The 17,880-nt window shown below is 62.9% G+C and carries 16 protein-coding genes; 1 reads left to right on the top strand and 15 read right to left on the bottom strand.

Going from position 1 to position 17,880, the window contains the following annotated elements:
- Positions 1–18: 18 nt before the first annotated feature.
- The 13 genes from AB7A72_RS07745 to AB7A72_RS07685 all read right to left on the bottom strand — a co-directional run bounded on the left by AB7A72_RS07745 (position 19) and on the right by AB7A72_RS07685 (position 13,885).
- Complete coding sequence (locus tag AB7A72_RS07745; protein ID WP_369459543.1) at positions 19–636, bottom strand: NAD(P)H-dependent oxidoreductase; 618 nt, start codon at positions 634–636, stop codon at positions 19–21.
- 184 nt (positions 637–820) lie between these two features.
- Positions 821–2,095, bottom strand: coding sequence for an acyl-CoA dehydrogenase family protein (locus AB7A72_RS07740; RefSeq protein ID WP_369459542.1), 1,275 nt, complete (start codon positions 2,093–2,095; stop codon positions 821–823).
- Complete coding sequence (locus AB7A72_RS07735) at positions 2,092–2,925, bottom strand: MetQ/NlpA family ABC transporter substrate-binding protein (RefSeq protein ID WP_407064959.1); 834 nt, start codon at positions 2,923–2,925, stop codon at positions 2,092–2,094. Before AB7A72_RS07735 ends, AB7A72_RS07740 begins: the two co-directional genes overlap by 4 nt.
- 26 nt (positions 2,926–2,951) lie before the next feature.
- Positions 2,952–3,758, bottom strand: a complete 807-nt coding sequence (locus tag AB7A72_RS07730) for a MetQ/NlpA family ABC transporter substrate-binding protein (RefSeq protein WP_369459541.1) — start codon at positions 3,756–3,758, stop codon at positions 2,952–2,954.
- A gap of 149 nt (positions 3,759–3,907) precedes the next feature.
- Positions 3,908–5,266 carry an LLM class flavin-dependent oxidoreductase gene (locus tag AB7A72_RS07725; protein ID WP_369459540.1) on the bottom strand — a complete coding sequence of 453 codons (1,359 nt, stop codon included), beginning with the start codon at positions 5,264–5,266 and terminating at the stop codon, positions 3,908–3,910.
- Between the two features lie 50 nt (positions 5,267–5,316).
- The gene (locus tag AB7A72_RS07720) at positions 5,317–6,180 is read right to left on the bottom strand and encodes a MetQ/NlpA family ABC transporter substrate-binding protein (protein ID WP_369459539.1); all 864 of its coding nucleotides are present in this window, start codon (positions 6,178–6,180) and stop codon (positions 5,317–5,319) included.
- A 21-nt stretch (positions 6,181–6,201) separates the two neighbouring features.
- Positions 6,202–7,650: an LLM class flavin-dependent oxidoreductase gene (locus AB7A72_RS07715; RefSeq protein WP_369459538.1), complete on the bottom strand. Its 1,449-nt coding sequence runs from the start codon at positions 7,648–7,650 to the stop codon at positions 6,202–6,204.
- Positions 7,650–8,906, bottom strand: a complete 1,257-nt coding sequence (locus AB7A72_RS07710) for an SfnB family sulfur acquisition oxidoreductase (protein ID WP_369459537.1) — start codon at positions 8,904–8,906, stop codon at positions 7,650–7,652. Before AB7A72_RS07710 ends, AB7A72_RS07715 begins: the two co-directional genes overlap by 1 nt.
- A gap of 72 nt (positions 8,907–8,978) precedes the next feature.
- Entirely contained in the window at positions 8,979–10,241 is a 1,263-nt protein-coding gene (locus AB7A72_RS07705; protein WP_369459535.1) for an SfnB family sulfur acquisition oxidoreductase, read from the bottom strand.
- A 105-nt stretch (positions 10,242–10,346) separates the two neighbouring features.
- On the bottom strand, positions 10,347–11,009 hold the full coding sequence (locus AB7A72_RS07700) for a methionine ABC transporter permease (protein WP_239809753.1): 663 nt from the start codon (positions 11,007–11,009) through the stop codon (positions 10,347–10,349).
- On the bottom strand, positions 10,999–12,189 hold the full coding sequence (locus AB7A72_RS07695; protein ID WP_369459534.1) for a methionine ABC transporter ATP-binding protein: 1,191 nt from the start codon (positions 12,187–12,189) through the stop codon (positions 10,999–11,001). The genes AB7A72_RS07700 and AB7A72_RS07695 overlap by 11 nt, the downstream gene beginning before the upstream one ends.
- Positions 12,190–12,213: 24 nt before the next feature.
- Positions 12,214–13,032, bottom strand: a complete 819-nt coding sequence (locus tag AB7A72_RS07690) for a MetQ/NlpA family ABC transporter substrate-binding protein (RefSeq protein WP_312835216.1) — start codon at positions 13,030–13,032, stop codon at positions 12,214–12,216.
- Positions 13,033–13,072: 40 nt separating this feature from the next.
- Positions 13,073–13,885 (bottom strand): MetQ/NlpA family ABC transporter substrate-binding protein, encoded by an 813-nt coding sequence (locus AB7A72_RS07685; RefSeq protein ID WP_369459533.1) that lies wholly within the window; start codon positions 13,883–13,885, stop codon positions 13,073–13,075.
- Between the two features lie 682 nt (positions 13,886–14,567).
- Between AB7A72_RS07685 and AB7A72_RS07680 the strand changes: the two genes are divergently transcribed.
- Positions 14,568–14,693, top strand: a complete 126-nt coding sequence (locus AB7A72_RS07680) for a hypothetical protein (protein ID WP_369459832.1) — start codon at positions 14,568–14,570, stop codon at positions 14,691–14,693.
- A gap of 164 nt (positions 14,694–14,857) precedes the next feature.
- Here AB7A72_RS07680 and AB7A72_RS07670 read toward each other — a convergent pair whose 3' ends face one another.
- Together AB7A72_RS07670 and AB7A72_RS07665 are read right to left on the bottom strand one after the other, a co-directional pair.
- A complete protein-coding gene (locus AB7A72_RS07670; RefSeq protein WP_369459532.1) occupies positions 14,858–15,259 on the bottom strand; it encodes a hypothetical protein in 402 nt (133 codons plus the stop codon).
- Entirely contained in the window at positions 15,244–17,808 is a 2,565-nt protein-coding gene (locus AB7A72_RS07665) for an RHS repeat-associated core domain-containing protein (RefSeq protein ID WP_407064958.1), read from the bottom strand. The genes AB7A72_RS07670 and AB7A72_RS07665 overlap by 16 nt, the downstream gene beginning before the upstream one ends.
- Positions 17,809–17,880 lie beyond the last annotated feature (72 nt).

Raw genomic sequence — 17,880 nt, 5'->3', positions numbered from 1 at the left:
GGCTGGGGTTATCGGCGCTCAGGCGGCCTGGCGCTCCAGCGCGTGCAAGGCGGGCTGGCTGCTGCGCTGGCTGTGCGCCAAGGCACTGAGCACCGGCACGGCCAGCTCCACGGCCAGTGCAATGTGCTTGTGCAGCGCCTCGCTGACCACCACGCCGCCCTGGATGTCTTCGGGCGTCGCGTAGACCCCGATCGGAAGGGTCAGTGCCGAGAAAAATCCGAACAGCGGGCGCAGCTGGTGGTCCAGCACCAGCGAATGGCGCGGGCTGCCGCCAGTGGCGGCCAGCAGCACCGGCGTGCCCTGCAGCGCATGCTGGTCGACCAGGTCAAACAGGTGCTTGAGCAGACCCGGCAGGCTGCCACGGTAGACCGGCGAGCCAACGATCAGGAAGTCCGCCGTCTCGATCGCTTCCAGCGCATCACGGGCCTGGGCGGACAGCGCATCCTTGTACAGCACGGGGCCGATGTCGGCCACCAGATCGACCAGATCGATATGGCGTACATCCAGACGCACTGGCTCGGCCGTTTGGCCCAGGGTCTGGCCCAGTTGCAGATGCAGGCTGTAGAGCAGGCTGCGGGTGCGCGAAGGCTTGCCCAGGCTGCCATTGACGATGACGGTTTTCAAGATGCGGCTCATGTACATTCCAGTCGTTCAGGCGCGCAAGAGGCCAGGGCCCGGCCTATCCGGGTCGCTGTCTCCAGCGTCGAGGACACCTGTGCGCTGGCGATGGCGCCTCAGAAGGCATGCCGTGGCAAAGGGTCCCAAGGCCACCATTACAACCAGTGCGCTGCGCCACGCCAAGGAATGAAATCTCATGTTCTTATGCGTTTTTTGCTGCGAGGCCCACCTGCCAGAAGTAAACCGGCTCGGCCCCGTTGAGCAGCATGTCGCCCACCGACTTGGCCTTGTAGATGACCGGGTTGTGCGAGGCCAGGGTGCGCGCATTGCGCCAGTGGCGGTCCAGCCGCAGGCCCTCGGCCAGTGCGCTCGATCCGCCCACATCGAACATGCGGGTGGCTGCCTGCAGCACCGCATCCACCACGGCCACCTGGGCCTGCGCGGCACGCAGCTCCAGCGCATCGAGCCGGGCCTTGTCAGCGCGCTCCTGGCCGGCCTCGGCACTGCGCAGGATCGGGCCCAGTGCCTGGGCCACATCGCGCACCACCAGCTCGCTCATGTAGGCGGTACTGGCCAGCTGGCCCACAATCTGCTGCACCAGCGGATCGTCCTTGGGCAGTGACGCTGCGCCATGGCTGAACACGCGGCGGCGCGCCTGCACATAGGCCACGGTGTCGCGGCTAAGCGCACGCGCAATGCCCGCCAGGCTCGCCAGGTGGAACAGCTGCGCAAAGGCCACGATGGGCGAAGGCTCACCGGCGCGGAACTGCAGCACCGCGTGCGCGGGCACCTGCACATCGCGCAGCACCGTGGTGCCCGATCCGGTCAACCGCTGGCCAAAGCCGCGCCAGTCATCGAGCCGCTCCACACCAGGCGCGTCGCCCGCCACCAGCGCATGCACCGTCTGGTCGGGCTGGCCGGGCACCACGGCGCGGGCCAGTACGCTGATCCAGTCAGCATAGAGACTGCCGGTGCTGTAGAACTTCTGGCCATCGAGCCGCCAGTGGCCGGGCGCCGCCGCGTCGGGTTGCAAGGTGGTCTGCAAGCTGCCTACCGCCCCCTCGCCCACCTCGGTGGTTGCATTGCCAAAGGTGGCGCCCTGGGCCACCAAGGGCAGCCAGTGGCGCTGCGCCTCGGGTGCGCCTTGGTAGAGCACGCGGTCCACAAACAAAAAGTGCGGCCGCAGGATCTGGGTCAGGTTGGGGTCGGCCTCGGCCAGGTCCACCAGCAAGGCCACGAGCTGCTCCAGCGACGCGCCGCCGCCCCCCCAGGCCCTGGGCAGGCGCAAGGCGGTAAAGCCACTGTCCCGCAGCCATTGCAGCGGTGCATGGGCCAGGCTGCGGCTGTGCTCGCGCTCGGCCGCCCCTTCGGCAATGCGTGCAAACACCGGCGCAAAGCGCTGCTGCAGATCAGCCAGGCTCGGTGGGCTGGCATCGCTCGCCTCGGGCGCCTGGCGTGTCAATGTGGCTGCAGTCATGGCGCGGCCTTGGCGGTGTTCTTCCAGGGCAGCGAATAGAGCTTGGCGTCATCGGCAAACGAGGCGCTGATCTGCTTGGCGACCGCAGGCGATGCCTGGTAGAGCTGCACGAACTGCGCAATGCGCGGGTCCTGCTTGCGGTTACTGCGGGCCACAAAGCGGATGGCATAGTACAGGTCGTCGACGGTGGAGTACAGCAGCGCGCGGCTGGCCAGCTCACGCTGGCCGGCATTGACCAGGTGGGCCGGATAGCCCTGGGCGAGTGCCACATCATCGAGCGCACGCACCAGTTGCGGGCCCTCCACCTCCAGCAGCTTGAGCTTGCGTGGGTTGCTGACGATGTCATTGACGCTGGCCTTGGCGCCCACACCAGGGCGTAAGGTGATGAGCCCGGCCGTTTGCAGCAGCAACAGGCCCCGTGCCTGGTTGACCGGGTCGTTGGCCACACCGACCGAGGAGCCGGCCGGGATATCGGCCAGCGCCGCATGCTTCTTCGAATAGAGGCCGATATTGGGCAGCAGGCCCACACCCACGCTCTCGATCTTGTAGCCCCGGTCTCGGATCGCGTTGTCCAAAAAGGCCTGGTGCTGGAAGTAGTTGATATCGATATCGCCTGCATCCAGCGCGGTGTTGGGCGTGGTCCAGTCGGTGAACTCGATCACCTGCACATCGAGCCCGGCCTGGCGGGCCTCCTTGGCGGCGACCTGGACCGAGTCGGCCAGCGAGCCGGGCGTGACCCCGATCTTCAGCGGGGCAGCCACGGCACTGGCTACCGCCATAGCGCCGGCGCCCAGCGCCAGCAGGTATTTTTTCAGCGCAAACGTCATCATCGTCTTTCTTCCTGTAGGTAGCGGTATCACTTCAGCCAGGGCAGGCTGTAGAAGCGGCTTTCATTGGCATACGAGGCATGGATCTGCTGGCGCACCGCCGGGGATTGCTGGTAGATGTCGATGAACTTGCGCACCCGTGCGTCCTTGACGTTGTCGGCCCGGGTCACAAAGTGGATGGCCCAGAACGCGTCGGATCCCACGCTGTAGTACAGACCCTGGCGGGCGGTCTCCAGCTGGCCGGCCTGCAGCAGGCCACCCAGGCTGACGACGGTGATGTCGGCATCATCGAGCGCCCGCGCCAGCTGGGGCCCGGCCACCTCGATGAACTTGAGCTTCTTGGGGTTGCTGGCGATGTCGTCGATCTGGGCCAGCTGCGGCGCATTGGCGCGCAGGGTCACCAGGCCCGCATCGCGCAAGGTCGCAATGGCACGCGCCTGGTTGGAGGTGTCGTTGGCCAGCGCCACGCTGGCGCCCGTGGGCAGGCTGTCCAGGCTTTTGTAGCGCTTGGAGAAGATGCCAATATTGCCCCGCGAGCCTACGGCCACGGCGCGCAGATCCTGCCGGTTTTCGCGGTTGAAGGTGTCCAGAAAAGCCTGGTGCTGGTAGTAGTTCAGGTCCAGATCGCCGTTGACCAGCGCGGTATTGGGCAGGGTCCAGTCGGTAAACTCGACGATCTGCACATCCAGCCCCTGGGCCTTGGCCTCGCGCGCGGCAATCTGGGCCGAATCGGCGAGCGAGCCGGGCGTGACGCCGATGCGCAGTGGCTGGGCCTGGGCAACGCCCAGGGTGGCGAGCGACAGCAGCAGGGCTGTCAAAGCGGGGAAAAACTTCATGGCTGCTTTCAAAAAATCTCGGTGCTTAGAGCCGCTAACACGACCCAGCAAACCGAAGGTTTGCGGTTGAGACTAGGCGTCCTGCCGCAGGCAGTACAGTGGTACGACAAGGCAGGGCAACGACGTATCAAGGGTTGTGTTAGCGGCTCTTATCGGCGCTGCTGCGCGCCGGGGTGGTTGGCGGGTAGACCATCGCCACGACCAAACAGCTTGTGGCGCAGGCTGCCTTCTTCGTAGCGCGTGCGGTAGCGGCCCCGGTTTTGCAACTCGGGCACGGCCAGGCTGACAAAGTCCTCCCAGGTCTCGGGCACGACGATGCGGGTCAGGTTGAAGCCGTCGATCTCGCCGACATCGATCCAGCGCTCCAGCGCATCGGCCACCTGCTGCGGGTCGCCCACGATGGTGTTGTAGCGGCTGCCCAGGCTGAACTGTTCGAGCAGCTTGCGCCGCGTGGTCAGGCCCTGCTGCTGGGCAGCCTGCACCGCGGACTGAATGGCATTGCCCTGGCCGTAGACGATGGGCTCGTCCAGGTCGTACTGCGCAAAGTCCACGCCGGTGCTGGCGGCAAAATGCGCCAGGCCCCCTTCGGCACTGGCATAGGCCAGGTAGTCGGCATATTTCTCCTCGGCCTCGGCCTGGGTGGGCGCCACCACCACGGCCGCGCCCACATAGATCTTGATGTCATCGGGCCTGCGCCCGGCAGCCACGGCGGCCGCACGCAGCTTGCGCGAGGCATCCCTTGCCGCCTCTGGCGTGCGCGCACCGATAAAGATGCCCTCGCCATGCTGGCCGGCAAACTGCAGCCCCCTCTGCGAGGTGCCGGCCTGGAACAGCACCGGCGTGCGCTGCGGCGATGGTGCGCTCATGTGGATGGCATTGGCGCGGTAGAACGGCCCGTCATGCACAACGGGGTGCACCTTGTCCGGCAGGGTGTGGATGCGGCGCGCCTTGTCGGCGATCACGGCGCCGTCCTCCCAGCTGCCTTCCCAGAACTTGTAGGCCAGTGCCAGAAAGTCATCGGCACGGTCGTAGCGGCTGTCATGGTCGGCCAGGCCGTCCTGGCCCAGGCCGCGCGCGCCGCTGTCCACATAGCCGGTGACGATGTTCCAACCGATGCGGCCGTTGCTCAGCTGGTCCAGGGTGCTCACATCGCGGGCAAAGGTGTAGGGCTGGTGCGCATTGACGGTGGCGGTCAGGCCAAAGCCCAGGTGCTCGGTCACCGCCGCCATCGCCGACACCAGCAGCCAGGGGTTGTTCACCGGCAGCTGGATCGCCTCGCGCAGGGTCAGGTCCACCCCACGCTGGTAGACGTCGTAGTAGCCCACCACGTCGGCGATGAAGATGCCGTCGAACAGGCCTTTCTCCAGCAGCTTGGCGATGTCGGTCCAGTACTTGAGCGTGTGGTACTGGGTGGACTGGTCGCGCGGATGCGTCCACAGCCCGTGGTGGATATGTCCCACGCAGTTCATGTTGAACGCGTTGACATGCATGTATTTCTTGTCAGTCATGGCCGGTGTCGGTGAAGAAGCTCAGGGAACGCGGAAGGTCAGGCGCAGCATCACCACGAGGGGATGACCACGCCGTTGAAGGCCTGCTGGATGTAGCTGCGCACCTCGTCGGTGCGGTAGGCCGCTACCAGCTGCGGCACCCAGGGCGCATCGCGGTTTTTCTCCTGCACGGCGATCAGGCAGACATAGGGGCTGTCACCGCCCTCGACCAGCAGCGAGTCCTTCGTGGGATTGAGCCCCGCCTTGTAGGCATAGTCGGCATTGATGGCGGCCAGCTCCACATCGTCCATCGCGCGCACCAGCATCGGCGATTCGAGCTCGACAAAGCGCAGCTTGCGCGGGTTGTCTGTGATGTCTTGGGTCGAGGCAAACACGCCCTTGATCGGGTCGATGCCGGGCTTGAGCTTGATGAGGCCGCCCTTCTCCAACAGCAGCAGCACGCGCCCGCCATTGGCCGGGTCGTTGGGCAGTGCAATCTGCGCGCCCTCGGGCACATCGTCCAGCCGCTTGTAGCGCTTGGAGAACAGCGCAATCGGGCCCACCCAGGTGCGGCCAAAGCCCACCAGCTTGTAGCCACGCGCACGGATCGCCGCCTGCAGGAAGGGACCGTGCTGGAAGCTGTTGGCATCCAGGTCACCCGCATCCAGCGCCGCATTGGGCATCACATAGTCGCTGAACGAGACGATCTCGATCTTGAGGCCGTAGTCGCGCTCGGCCACTTTTTTGACGGCCTCGAACACCTGCTCATGCGGGCCCGAGGTGACCCCCACTTTCAGCACCTTGGTCGTTGCCGGTACCGCTGCCTGGGCGCTGCTGCGCCAGGCGCCGGTGGCGAGCGCGGCACCCGCTGCCAGCGACGAGGACAGAAAACGCCGGCGTTGGCCCGGCAGCGGAGAAGAGGTGTTTTGAGACATGGGGAGGCTCCTGGGTAGCACTCAGGCCAAGGCCTGGGCGCTGGGAATGAAAGCAGCGGGGGAATCATCAGCAGGGGCGACAGCCACAGGCTGCTGGCGAAACTGCTGCGCATGGTGGTGGGCCGGCAGGCGGTCGCCGTGGCCAAACAGCTTGTGGCGCATGCTGCCGGGCGCATAGGCGTTCTTGTGCAGGCCCCTCGACTGCAGCTCGGGGACGACCAGGTCGATAAAGTCGCCAAAGCATTCGGGTACCACGGTGCGGGCCAGGTTGAAGCCATCGACGCCGGCCTCCTCCACCCACGATTGCATCTCGTCGGCGATCTGCTGGGCATCACCCACCACGGTGGCATAGCGCCCGCCCAAGGCCAGCTCATCGACCAGGTCGCCCAGGCGGTAGTCCTCGCGGCCATTGGCCAGGCGCTTGATCGAGTTCTCGATGCCATTGCTGCGGTGCTGCTGCAGCAGCGGCGTGTCGCGCTGGTAGGTCGAGAAATCAATGCCGGCCGTGGCCGACAAATGCGCCAACGCGGCCTCGGGGCTGGCATAGCGGCAGTACTCCTGGTACTTTTCCTGGGCCTGGCGCGCGGTGGCGCCCACCACGGGGGTCATGCCCACCAGCACCTTGATGTCGCCGGGCTGGCGGCCGGCACGCACGGCTTCAGCGCGCAGCTGGCGCACCAGCGCGGCGGTGGCGGCCTTGTCCTGGATGGCCATGAACACGCATTCGGCATGGCGCGCGGCAAACTGCAGGCCGCGGCCCGAACTGCCCGCCTGCAGCAGCACCGGCGTGCGCTGCGGCGAGGGCTCGCTCAGGTGGTAGCCATCGACCTGAAAATGCGGGCCGCTGTGCTGCACGCGCCGCACCTGATGCGGGTCGGCATAGATGCGGCCTGCGCGGTCCCGCAGCACGGCGCTGTCGCTCCAGCTGCCTTCCCAGAGCTGGTAGAGCACGTCCATGAACTCATCGGCACGGTCATAGCGCGCATCGTGCGCCAACTGATGCCGCTGGCCCATCGCGCGCGCGGCCGAGTCGAGGTAGCCGGTGACGATGTTCCAGCCAATGCGGCCTTGCGTCAGGTGGTCCAACGTAGAAAAGCGCCGCGCCAGCAGATAGGGCTGCTCGTAGCTGAGGTTGACGGTGACACCAAAGCCCAGGTGCTCGGTCACCGCCGCCATCGCGGGCACCACCAGGGTGGGATCGTTGATGGGCAGTTGCACCGACTCGCGCAAGGTCACATCGACCGACTGCTGGTAGGTGTCATAGACGCCGATGATGTCGGCAATGAAGAGGCTGTCGAACAGGCCGCGCTCCAGCTCCTTGGCCAGGCCGGTCCAGTAGTCCAGGCGGTGGTAGTGGCTCGATTGGTCGCGCGGATGCGCCCACAGCCCATGGTTGATATGGCCGACACTGGCCATGTTGAAGGCATTGAGGATGATGGGCGCCCGCGCGCTCGCGGGGGTGCTGGCCATCACAGTGCTCCGTGGCGCGGGGGCAGCACGCCGCTCAGCGCATAGTTGCCGATGGCATGGTATTTCCAGCGCACCGGGTCATGCAGGGTATGGGTGCGCACATTGCGCCAGTAGCTGTCAAAACCATGCTCGGCAAAGGTGGCCGAGGTGCCACCCAGCTCCAGCAGCTTGTTGGCCGCCAGCAGGCCGGCCGTATGCGCCAGCGCACGCGCCTGCGCCACGGCCACCGAGGCGGCAGCCACCGTATGCGCCGTGGGCTCCTGCTGCGCGGCATCGACCAGGCTGCCCGAGCGCCGCAGCAGCGCACGTGCGGCATGCAGGCGCAGCTCCACATTGCCCAGCGCCTGCAGGGTCAAGGGGTCATCACTGGCCTGCGCCACGCCGGCATCCACCCAGGCGCGCGACTGGTTGCGCACAAAGGGCAAGGTGGCACGCAGTGCGCCCTCGCCAATGCCCAGGTCGATGGCGGCATGGATGATCTGCGCAAACGGCCCGATGGTGCTGGGGCTGTCGAAGCTCGATTGGAAAGGCACGATCCAGGCCTCATCGATGGCGACGTTCTCCAGCAGCACCGAGCCGCTGCCGGTGACCCGCTGGCCCATGCCGTCCCAATCGTCGATCACCGTCACGCCCGGCGCGCTGCGCGGCACAAACACCATCACGCTGACGGGGTCCTGGGCAGCATCGATGACCTGCATGGTCTGTACCGGAATCCAGTGCGCAAAGATGGCACCGGTGCAGTAGAACTTGCGGCCATTGAGCACCCAGCCCGATGCGCCCCGCTCCAGCCGCGAGCGGCGGCGGTAGTCGCGGTGGCCGATCTCGGACAGCGCGTTGCCAAAGCGCTCGCCGGCCTGCACCCGCTCGTAGAAAAAGCGCTGCTGGGCCTCGCTGCCGCCCACGCGCAGCACCTCCAGCGCATAGAAATGGTTCTGCGGAATATGGCCCAAGGAGCCATCGGCCGCCGCCACGGTGGCGATCAGCTGCGCCACCGTCCAGGCGCCGGCCTGCAGGCCGCCATAGGCGCGCGGCACGGTGATGGCCCAGAGGCCGCTGTCGCTGTAGGCCTCGATTTCCGCCCAGGGCAGGCGGCGCTCACGGTCACGCAGCACCGCATCGCCAGCCCAGGCATCGGCCAGTTGCTGGGCTTTTTGCAGTGCGGCCTGCTCACTGACAAACACGGGCGGGCGCTGGCGCGGTGCGGGGGCGGGTGCCACCGGGTTGGCAGCGGCGATCACAGGGGGAGAGGTAGTCATGGTGCTTGCTCGGCGGCGGGGCGGCAGCGGGCTGCCGGCGCGCGCATCAAAGTCGTTGGGCGGTGCGGTGGCTCAGTTCCACTGGTGGCGGCGCGGTGCGCGGCCATTGAGCAGGTAGTTGCCCAGCAGGTGGTATTTCCAGCGCACCGGGTCGTGCAAGGTATGCACGCGGGCATTGCGCCAATAGCGGTCCAGGTTGTAGCCGGCGCGGGCCGACGAGGTGCCGCCCAGCTCCAGCAGGCGTTCGCTGGCGTTCAGCGCGGCCTCGGTGGTCAAGATCTTGGCGCGCGCCACCGCCACCGATGCCTGGGCGCTGCTCTCGTCGGTGACGGGTTGCGCAGCCCATGCATCGAGCTGCTGCGCGGCATCGAGCAGCACCTCGCGTGCGGCATCCAGCTCGACCTGCAGCTGGCCAAACTCCTGGATGATGTAGGGGTCCTGCCAGGCATGCTCGACACCCGAGTGCACCCAGGCACGGGTCTTGTCGCGCACGAACTGGCGCGCCTCGTCGAACGCGCCCTGGGCAATGCCCAGGTCGATGGCGGCCTGCAGAATCTGTGACACCGGGCCGGACAGGGTCGGCCGGTCCTTCAGGTCATGCAGCGCAATCACATCGCGCGGCTCGACCTCGACGTCCTTGAGCACCACACCGCCGCTGGCGGTGGTCTTCTGGCCAAAGGCGTTCCAGTTGTCGATGATCTGCAGGCCCGGCGCCGTGCGCCGCACCCAGACCTGCACCGGGCGCTGCGCCTCGTCCTCGGCGCGGAACGGCACCCAGTGGGCGAACAGCGAGCCGGTGGAGTAGTAACGCGTGCCGTTGACCAGCAGCCGGCCATCGGCTGTCTGGCGCAGGCTGGCGGTGGCATCGCTCAGCTGGGCAGCACGGCCCTTGCGCTCCGGCCCGGCATTGCCCAGGCGGTGGCCGCTCAGCACATCGGCAAACCAGCGGCTTTGCTGCTCGGGGCTGGCGGTATCGCGCAGGTTCTGCACCAGCGCAAAGTGGTTCTGCGGAATCTGGCCCAGCGAGGCATCGGCCGCGCTGATGCTGGCAAACACCTGCACGACGGTGTGCCAGCTGGCCTGCAGGCCGCCATGGCTGCGCAGCACGGTGATGCCGCCCAGGCCGCTGGCAGTGTAGCGCTCGATCTCGTCCCAGGGCAGCAGGCGTTCGCTGTCGCGCCGGGCCGCGCCACCGCGAAAGCTCTCGGCCAGCGCAGCGGCCACTTGCAAGGCCTCGGCCTCGCTGCGGATCAGCGCGGGCTGGCTGGGCGGCAAAGGCAGGCGGGATGGGGAGTCGGCGGGCAACGCTGCGCCCTGGGCAACCGCTGAAGTCATTCGGTGCTTTCTGAAGGGTTCGAAGAGAGAAAGGCCAGAGACGCGCCCTGGCCTGCAGACCACGGCACCGCGCCGTGGTGGGCCGTTGTCAGAACGCGTGGGCGTTCAGCGGCTGCGCAGCCAGTGCGCCACGCGGTCGCCGGTGGCCTGCACGATGGTGACCAGCGCAATCAGCACCGCAATCACGATCAGCATGACCTGGGTGTCAAAGCGCTGGTAGCCGTAGCGGATCGCCAGGTCGCCCAGGCCGCCGGCCCCCACCGCACCGGCCATGGCCGACGAGCTGATCAGCGCTACCAGGGTGATGGTGAAGCCGCCGATGATGCCGGGCAAGGCCTCGGGCAGGTAGACATGGCGCACGATGTCCCACTTCTTGCAGCCAATCGCCTGCGCCGCCTCGATCAGGCCGGGATCGACCTCACGCAGGCTGACCTCGGCAATGCGCGCGAAGAACGGCGTGGCGCTGATGGCCAGCGGAACAATCGCCGCCCAGACGCCGATCGTCGTGCCGGTGACCAGACGGGTGAACGGAATCAACGCGACCAGCAGCACGATAAAGGGCGTGGCCCGGAAACCGTTGACGACGCTGCCGACGATGCGGTTGGTGCGCGGCGACTCCAGGAAACCGCCGGGGGCCGTCACGATCAGCAGCACGGCCAGCGGAATGCCCGCCAGCAGCGCGATACCGGCCGAGGTGGACACCATGATGAAGGTGTCTGCCAGCGCCTTCCAGTAGCGGTCGATGGAAATACTCAGTTCAAACAACATAGCCCAGTACCCTGATTTCATGTGCAATGGTGGCGGGGCCTTGCGTCAGCGCGGCCCAGTCGTTGCGGCCAGCGGAACCATCGATGGCGATGATGAGCTGGCCCTGGGCATGGCCCTGGATGCGGTCCACACCGCCGTGCAGCAGGCGCACCTTGGCGCCCAGTGCCTCGGCAATGCGGGGAAAGTCCGGCTCCAGCCCGTCATGCCCGCTGTAGCCCAGCTGCAGTACTTGTTCAAATTGGCCGGTGCCGGGCGCTTGTGGTTGCAGGCGCTGCTGCAGGTCATCGGGCACGCCGTGGCGCAGCGGTGCCAGCAAGGCCTGGGTGGCGGCATGGCGCGGGTTGCCAAACACCTGCCAGACCTCGCCCAGCTCGGCAATCTCGCCCTTCTCCAGCACCAGCACCTGGTCGGCAATCTCGCGGATCACGCTCATCTCATGGGTGATCAGGATCACCGTGATGCCCAGGCGGCGGTTGATGTCGCGCAGCAAGGCCAGGATGGCCTGCGTGGTTTCCGGGTCCAGCGCCGAGGTGGCCTCGTCGCAGAGCAGGATCTCGGGACGGGTGGCCAGCGCGCGGGCAATGCCCACACGCTGCTTTTGCCCGCCGGAGAGGCGGCTGGGGTAGGTCTTGTGCTTGTCCTGCAGGCCCACCAGGTCGAGCAGCTCGGTCACCCGCTGCTGGATCTGCGCGGCAGGCACACCGGCTACCTTGAGCGGCAGGGCCACATTCTCAAACACTGTTTTGGCCGACAGCAGGTTGAAGTGCTGAAAGATCATGCCGACGCGGCGGCGCAGCTGCACCAGACCGGCTTCATCCAGCGTGCCGATGTCCACACCATCGACCAGCACCTGGCCGCTGCTGGGCGCTTCCAGCCGGTTGATGGTGCGCAGCAGGCTGGATTTGCCCGCGCCGCTGCGCCCGATGATGCCGAAGATGCTGCCGGCGGCAATGTCCAGGGTGATGTTCTGCAGCGCAGGCACCTCGCCCGCCGATGAGCGGTAGACCTTGCCCAGATCGCGGAACACCACGGTGCCCAGCGGCGCAGCTGAGGCCTGGCCCTGGCTGCCTGCGGCGGCTGACACAGGCGCATTCACCCGCACACTGCGGCCGTCTGCCGCAGGCTCAGCCTCGGCGCGGAACTGCCTGCGCAATACATTGGATACGGCTGAAAGGGCCATGTGCTTCTCCTGCGGTCGCTGCCCTTACCAGGGCAAGGTGTACAGCTTGGGGTCGTTGTTGAACTGCTGGCTGATGGCCTGCTTGACTGCCGCAGAGTTCTGGAACACCTGGACAAACTTGCGCAGCTTGGGGTCGTCGGCGCGGCTGGCCTGCGAGACAAAGCCCATCGCATAGAAGCGGTCGGCAATGCCCGAATAGGCCAGGGCCTTGCTGGCCTGTTCCTTCTTGCCGGCGCTGACAAAGTAGCTCGGCCAGAGCACGGCCAGGTCCACATCGGGCAGCGAACGGATCAGTTGCGGGCCCTCGACTTCGTAGAAGCGCAGCTGCTTGGGGTTGTCGGTGACATCGGCCACCGTGGCGCCAGGCGCATCACCGGTGCGCAGGCGGATCAGGCCGGCCTTTTGCAGCAGCGCCAGGCCCCGGCCCTGGTTGACCGGGTCATTGGCAATCGCGACCTTGGCCTTGGCCGGCACATCGGCCAGCGACTGGTAGCGCTCGGAGTAGATGCCGATGTTCTGCAGCAGGCCCAGGCCGACAAACTTGAGCTGGTAGCCGCGCTCCTTGATGACGTTGTTCAAAAAGGCCTGGTGCTGGAAGAAGTTCAGGTCCACATCGCCGTTGTTGACGGCCTCGTTGGGCACCGTCCAGTCGGTGAACTCGACCAGCTCCACATCCAGCCCCTGGCTCTTGGCGTCGGCAACCACCGCCTTGATGGCATCGGCCGTGGCCCCCGGCGTGGAGGCGATGCGGATCTTGTCCGCTGCCTGCGCCAGTTGCCACCCTCCCAGCATGGCCGCTGCTGCAATTGCAGCCACCACGCGTCTGTTGATCTTGTTCGTCATGTTTTTCTCGCTTGCTTGATGAAAGGTCTTGGTACGCGGCTTACTTCTTCAGCCAGGCCAGCGTGTAGAGCCGGTCGTCATTGCTGAAAGACTTTTTGCTGACCGTGCGCACGGTCTCGGAGTTCTGGTAGATGCGGATGAACTTCTGCACCACCGGGTCGTTGACCCGGTCCTTCTTGACCACGAACTGGATCGCGAACTGTTGGTCCTCGATGCCCGAATACGCCAGGCCGCTCGATGGATCAAAGGCCTTGGCCGCGACGATGAAGTGCGGGTAGCCCTGGGCGATATCGACATCACCGGTGATGCGCACCAGCTGCGGCCCTTCGACCTCGACAAAGCGCAGCGACTTGGGGTTGCTGGCAATGTCGTTGATCGAGCCCAGATAACCGACACCCGGCTTGAGCGTGATCAACCCCACCTTTTGCAGCAGCAACAGGCCCCGGCCCTGGTTGACCGGGTCACTGGCAATGCCGACCTTGCCGTTGTTGGGCACATCGGCCACGTTCTTGTGCTTGAGCGAATAGAGACCCACATTGGCCAGAATGCCGGTGCCGGCGCTGGCCAGCGCGTAGCCGTTCTTCTTCACCGCGTTGTCCAAAAACGGCTGGTGCTGGAAGTAATTGATATCGATATCGCCGTTGTTGACCGCGACATTCGGCGTGGTCCAGTCGGTGAACTCGATCACCTCCACATCGATCCCCTGGGCCTTGGCATCCTTGGCAGTCGCATTGATGGAATCGGCATAGGCACCGGGCACGACAGCGATCTTGAGCTTGTCTGCCGCCACAGCCGGCAGCACCGCCACAGCAATGGCAGCGGAGATCAGCACACGCTTGAAACTCTGAAACATGGGACGTCTTTCTGGAGGTAAAGACTGCGCCATCACATGGCGGCAGCAGCAACGAAGCCTCCATTGGAGCTTTCGGGCTGGCTTTGCACCACGAAGAATTTCAAATATGGATATGAGAAGTCTGTGCTGGGGGGCTTAGGCGCTCAGGCTGGGATGCCGTCCCTCCGAAAACGATGGGTGACTGATGAAGTCGAGGATGGTCTTGTTCGAGCGGTGCTTTATGGAATGCCTTGCGGTGGTTCTAGCGCGGGCTCGCTGCCTTCAGTGGTGGATCTCTGCTGGAGGGGGAAAGGGCGTGCTTCATCCGCTTTGGTGGGGCGACGATGGGACTCATGCTAGAGCTGTGGCTGGGTGAGCGCGGCATTTGGGTATCAAGCGCCATCTGACCTATTCATCACACTAGAAGCGCCTAACTAACTAGCAGCAGCCGAACTGCATCTTGGATGGTGAATGCCTTGTACCTAGGCCTGTTGATGGTTCAGGGTTTGTAGGCAGCATCGCTGGTGTGTGCGAGAGCGCACACACCTATTACACCTTTATATTCAGCACAGCTATTATTTCGGGAACAATAAATCAAAAAACAATAGTCAAAACTACTCTTTCTCAGTCAGATTTGATCCACTAAGCCATCTACTCAAACCCTAAAAATACCTCGAGTAAAACACAATCAATAGAAATATGCATGAAGTACGCCAACTACCTGAAGTCGTTTAAAAAACGTCAATTCCAAATACTCGTGCATTCAGCTAAAGAAGGGCAAGTCAACCAAGCATTTCATAATCAGGCAAAACTGGATGGTCGCGTCTGAGAACGTTTGGCTACGCTCACGTTTTCCGCCGCAGGAGCCAGCCACTACATGTCTTTCTCAGGTCGGCTTGCGCCTTCAATGATGCGTTGTACGCCTTCCAGTTCAAACGCTGCTGTGCCGTCCAAAGTAAGCCTCACATTACGCAAAACCCAAGATAGTAGAATTCATTTCATAGTGGCCCTATATTTTTCTCCACACCCCCCCACAACGCTATCTCGACCCTGGAAGTATTTTTTCGGAACCCCTTCGCACACCCATTGCAGCGTGTTGGACTCAATAACAGGCTTAAAAACCCCCTCAAAGCCGTATTTCGACTTGCAATCGACATGTATTACACCATTCAAATCAACAGAAATGCATTTATAAAATTCATCAGAAATTCTTACACCCAAATGATTACTTCGCTTGTATTCATCTTCAATCAATAACTGAATTTCCGCCACTTGAAACATTATAGTGGTCGCATATTTCCTAACATTCCCCGCCTGCTCACAGGATGTCAATAAAAAAACCAAAGAGAATCCTAAGAATGACCGTTTTATTGCAAATTTCAACAATTGGAACATTGATCCTTCTCCCTGAATAGTTTTTCAACTTGCCCAGAGTTATATAAATCCCAAGCATCTTTCTCAGCTTCTCTATCAAGTTCATTATGTTTTTTATTAAACCATCTATCCTCATCCGATATTGGTGTTATTTGATTAGGAAAATCCTCCCAAGCGCTATTATTGCAATGTCTCAATTCATGGGCAATAGTCCAGACAAACATTATAGAATTTCCGTAATAATTAATAACCTCGTACTCTTTAGAGTTAATTGTTACTTTTGCACCAGAATTTTTACCTAGACCTCGCCACATTGAATCGCATTGAATTTTGCATTTTTTGGTTGCGTAGATATTTGGCTTATATGCCCGCAACATGTTAGCCACAGGCCCAACCAAATCTGAACAAGTGCCAGGGCAGTATTGTTTTGCTTTTCGACCATCGGGATCATAGTTAAAAATCGGATTACCTAATGCATAGATATATCCATTTATACCCCCGCTTAAACCAATTGGATCGCCCTCATTATATCGGCCATGATAAGGATCATAACCCCTAAAGAAATTGTAATTCAATTTACTTTCATCATCAAAATATTGACCCGGGAATCGCAAATTCATCGACGTCTGATTCTCAACAACAACCGTCACACCAAATGCTTCCATTATGGCCTTCCACGTTACGATTCCATTTTTATCCGTCGCAACAGTGGGTGTACCAAGGTAATCCGTATGCAGATAGTTATAACCAATTTCAGCTTTACCTAAGCTGCCATTAATAGCGTCAGCTTGCCAGACAGGATCGGTACTCCAGGCCCCCTGCTGCCCCGCAACCGGATTGAACCCATAAGCCCGTTGCAGCTTGCCATCCTTATCCAACTCTCCCATCAGCGCCTGCTCGCTGTAGACAAAGTAGGTCACTTCGGTGGCCGCGTCTTTAGTGACGCTCTTGCTGATTCTGCGCCCAATGGGGTCATAGCGGTAATGGGCTTGGGTCCCATCGCTGCTCTCATACTGGGTCAACCGGTCGGCGGCGTTGTAGCGGTAGGTCTTGCTGTCCGGCCCACTCGTTTCTTGTTGGGTATGGCCCTGCGGGGTGTAGCTCACCTGGGTGTCTACCGCAGGGCTTGGGCTAAAGGGTGTTTTGCTGGGGTAACGAACCATTTGGTTGTCGGCGTTATAGCCCCAGGCGCCCGGCTGGTGCGCGCTGCTGGTGCGGTTGCCAACGGCGTCATAGCCATATTGTTCGCTGGGCAGGCCCAGGCCCTGCAGGCTTTGGTCGGGGGTTGCTTGGGTTAGCCGGTCCAGGTTGTCATAGCCATATTGGGTGGTGCCCAGGTCGCTGTCGATCTGGGTGATATTGCCGGCCTTGTCGTATTGGTAGGCTTTGCTGGCCAGAACCTGGTTGCTGCCGTTCTGGACCTGGATGCGGGTGGGGCGTTGCAGGGCATCCAGCTCCAAGGATTTGGCAGCGCCTGGGGTTTGGATGCTGGTGGGAACGTTCCACTGGTAGTTTTGGTAGCGGATCTCGCTGCTGTTGGGTAGCGTGATGTGGGCGAGCTGCCCTTTGGTATAGCTATAGGTTTGCGTGCTGCCGTCGGGATAGGTGTGGCTTGCCAGCTGGCCGTCGCTGTCAAAGCTTTGGCCTGTGGTAAAGCTGAAGCTTGCTGATCCCTCTACTGTTCCATATTTAGTCTGGCTTTGTGAAATGCGCCCTTGCACATCTCGGATAAAGGTGGCGCTGCTAATTAGCCGGCCGTTGTCATCTTGCTGCTCATAGGCAGCTAGCCGCCCGTCGTCGTCATACCGGTAGCTGGTTTTTTCATCAAGGGTGGTGCCGCCAAGCTGGTGTTGCGCTTGTGTCATGCGGCCGGCCGCGTCATAGCTATAGGCTCGTGTATTGCCGCCTGCATCGGTGCGCAGGATTAGTTGGTGGGCCGCGTCGTAGCGGTAGGCAATGGCTCCGCCCATGGGGCGGGTTTCTTTGGTCTGCTGTCCTGATTTGTCGTACTCGAAACGGTGGGTGTTGCCATTGGCATCCGTCAGGCTGGTCAGCTGGTCAAAGGCATTCCAGCTTTGGCGGGTGGATTGCCCTGCCGGGTCCGTGCTCTCGCTCTTTCTGCCCAGCGCGTCGTACTCAACCAGCGTGGTCTTGCCTGCGGGATCGGTGCTCGCTACGGACTGGCCCAGCACATCGTAGGTTTGGCTTTGTGTGCGGCTCTCTCCAACGCCCAGGTGCTGGGTGGTGGCCGTTTGCCTGCCTCGCTGGTCGTACCGGTAGGTCTCTTTGTACGTGGGGTAGTGGGTCGCTATCAGCAGCCCTGCCTGCTCGGTGCCGTCTTGTCCATATTCGTAGCGGGTAGTATTGCCAGCAGGGTCCTTGGTGGCCTGAATGCGGCCTCTCTCGTCATAGGTGGTTTCTGTGACCAGGCCGCTTGGGCTGATCGACTGGATAGGCCAGCCATTGCTGTCATAGACGGTCCTGCGGCCCGCGCCTTCGGTCTCACCGGGGGCCAGGATTTCAATCACCCGGCCCCGCTGGTCATAGCGGGTGACCTGGGTGTTGCCCATGGGGCTGATGACATGGGTGCGCCTGCCTCTCGCGTCATAGCGGATTTGGGTGGCGTGGCCTAGCGGGTTGGT

Source organism: Comamonas sediminis (assembly GCF_041107495.1).
Taxonomy (GTDB): domain Bacteria; phylum Pseudomonadota; class Gammaproteobacteria; order Burkholderiales; family Burkholderiaceae_C; genus Comamonas; species Comamonas sediminis.
Note: the sequence above shows the minus strand (reverse complement) of the source record. Positions and strands in the feature narration are given on the sequence as shown.